General features: G+C 38.7%; 3 protein-coding genes and 1 pseudogene. 1 reads left to right on the forward strand and 3 read right to left on the reverse strand.

Translation table 11 applies throughout. From position 1 onward, the window contains the following. Positions 1-324, forward strand: a pseudogene (locus AB4493_RS21115) (hypothetical protein); the annotation flags it as partial. A 137-nt stretch (positions 325-461) separates the two neighbouring features. On the opposite strand, the gene AB4493_RS21120 reads toward AB4493_RS21115, so the two are convergent. The 3 genes from AB4493_RS21120 to AB4493_RS21130 form a co-directional block, all read right to left on the reverse strand. Further along, on the reverse strand, positions 462-1,028 hold the full coding sequence (locus tag AB4493_RS21120) for a hypothetical protein (RefSeq protein WP_372155772.1): 567 nt from the start codon (positions 1,026-1,028) through the stop codon (positions 462-464). Between the two features lie 128 nt (positions 1,029-1,156). Continuing rightward, on the reverse strand, positions 1,157-2,122 hold the full coding sequence (locus tag AB4493_RS21125; protein ID WP_372155773.1) for a hypothetical protein: 966 nt from the start codon (positions 2,120-2,122) through the stop codon (positions 1,157-1,159). 48 nt (positions 2,123-2,170) lie between these two features. After that, on the reverse strand, positions 2,171-2,353 hold the full coding sequence (locus tag AB4493_RS21130) for a hypothetical protein (RefSeq protein WP_048669291.1): 183 nt from the start codon (positions 2,351-2,353) through the stop codon (positions 2,171-2,173). Positions 2,354-2,526 lie beyond the last annotated feature (173 nt).

Consider the following 2,526-nt stretch of genomic DNA (forward strand, 5'->3'; position numbering starts at 1 on the left):
TGTTCATGGCACGCTTACGTACCAGACAGACCACACGAAAGTTTCTCAGAGCACTTTGTGGTTTCCGCAGAATTTACGATGGAAGTAATAAAGTATTTAGATGATCTTTGGCTAGAAGACAATAGCCCTACTTTCTACGAGTTAGAAGATAGATTCGGTGGAAAAAGTAATCGATGCGAACTTTTGAATATTTGTCGTTACGCATATTTAGACGGACGCTTCGATGAAAGATTATGGGATGCACTTCTCACTAAAATGAAGCACCCAAGTGAAGCTAGATCTTTAAATGCAGATTTCAATGAAGACGACCTGTATATTATTTAGACTTCATATGGTTCTTTGGGATGCAGGGCACAGATTTCAATTTAACGCAGCAATAAGCGGCAAATGAACGTGTGCCATGTTTGAGCGTAACGAGTTCAGCACGCGTTCATGAAGCCGACTTAATTGCCTTGTATGGCTTAATTTTCAGACTTACTTTTAGTAGGTTCGGGTTTCTGTTGAGGCTTCATGTTTATAATCCCTTCAACGCTAGCTTCTTCTTTTCTCGCAGGACGAAGAGCCTCAAGACCATTGATTGAATCACCAACAGCGACATTATGAATAGTTTTATTTACTTCTTTTGTCATTTTCATTTCCTTTTCTATAAATTGATTAATGGCAGTAGTACCTCCAATGATCAGAGTTAGAATAACTCCAAACACAAATGAAATTGCTGCCGATGTGTCTAATGACTTCAATAAAGGATCATTTGTTTGTGTTTCAGTAACGATCCCCTCAAGATGCTTAGCATTGCGTTTAAAAACAAAAAGAATTGAGACAACACAAACAAGAAAAGATAGTAGCGCCACAAAATACAGTACCAACCCTTCAACTGAACTAGCACCGACGGTTGTTAATAGCGTAACGAGTAAACCTATTGCTCCAGTACTTAACGTTAGCAAACTTTTATCCAGCTCAAATTTCGTATTTAGCCAAGCTCCAACCGTAGCGGCATAAAACTCTACTTCTTTTTCTTTATTGGACACTGTATACCTCTAGATCTTGCATAGGGCCATGTAGCAGCATTAAGATGCGACGCACGCTTGCTAAACTGTGAGCGAAGCGAAACCAGCAAGCGTAAGGAATCACTCTTAAATGCTTATATACCATTTGTCTACGATGATAGTTCGCCAGTTTCTGATATTCTTACAAGTTCATTTAGTAAGCTATCGATGTCTACTGAATCTTCAACTTCAAGACCTAAATACCCGCAAAAGACTACTGCTAAATGCTCCATGTAGTCGGTCATGAAATCATCTTCTATTTGCATGTATGCAATTAGAAAAAGAGCAACGATACGCCTATTAATATTTGTCAAATACTCTGGCTCGGTTGGGGTTACAATTGACGCAATATACTCAAAAAGGAAGTATGTATAATAAAGAACATAAGGGAGTCGCGTGTACAAATAACGCTGTTGCGTATAGACCTGCTCAGGCCCAGAGAAAATAAAGTTTATGTTAAGTAGCTCTGTTTTTATGGCCTTATGCTCAGTAAATAAGTGAGTGGCTTGATTGCAAACACGATCAAAACTGTCAAAACTAGACTTGTTATAACGCAGCTCACCGAGATACTCTGGGCTCATAACTCCTTCTAAGCCAATCCGATTCAAAACAGTATTGATACGTTTCGCATGCCCTTCAGGCCCTCCGCCATTTTTGGGCCTTAGAAACATAGGATCTAGGGATAACTTTTCGACAAAATCATTTTCATCTATGACCATAGCTTCGAGGAGATAAAGACTTTCTTGAATAGGTTTTCTTAGTAGCATAAAAGCCACTGACATTTTCCCTTTTTCGGCAGCAGTCAAAGCTTCATAAATACAGTGCAACATATCAGATAACACGGCTGGTAATACGACGGTTCTGATAACCAAACTACGTTCATCATGCTTTTGTTTTTTTTCTAACCAGTCGAGAATGTTTATCTCACCTTCAAGCGATTTAATCTCATGCTCTCCAAATGAAAATTCATGGCGAAAAGCGCTATTTTTTTCGCCTGAACGGAGGAACTCTACCATTACATCGTGCATGAACATGCATGCAGCGTGAGCATCTCTAAATTCTTTTGGAAGCTGCATTTCTTTCCTCATCCTATGTTCACTCACACATATTCAACTAAAGCCAAATTAAGATTTTTTCTTCGGTAAATTATCTAACAACTTACAAAATGCTCTATCCGCTGCACCTTGCCCTTCATAAATGTAACCAGTATCAAAAAACAAATCTCCACCTTCGTTACTTATCTGAATTCCCCAGCAACCATGCTCTTTCTCTGGATTTTCCACAATTTCTACAATAATTTTGCTCACAAGGTAATCTCCTTTATCTATGATTGTCACATTCAATGCGATCCCAAGTCATGGTACGAATCGCCATTATGCCAATAGCCACGTTATTTCATATTAAATGCATTAGATGAATTAAGTCAAAGAGGAAGCTGTGGGAATGTTACGAGTATCTACTCTAACGTGATGTATGGAAT

The sequence above is a fragment of the Vibrio sp. 10N.222.55.A1 genome, assembly GCF_041473835.1.
Lineage (GTDB): Bacteria > Pseudomonadota > Gammaproteobacteria > Enterobacterales > Vibrionaceae > Vibrio > Vibrio crassostreae_C.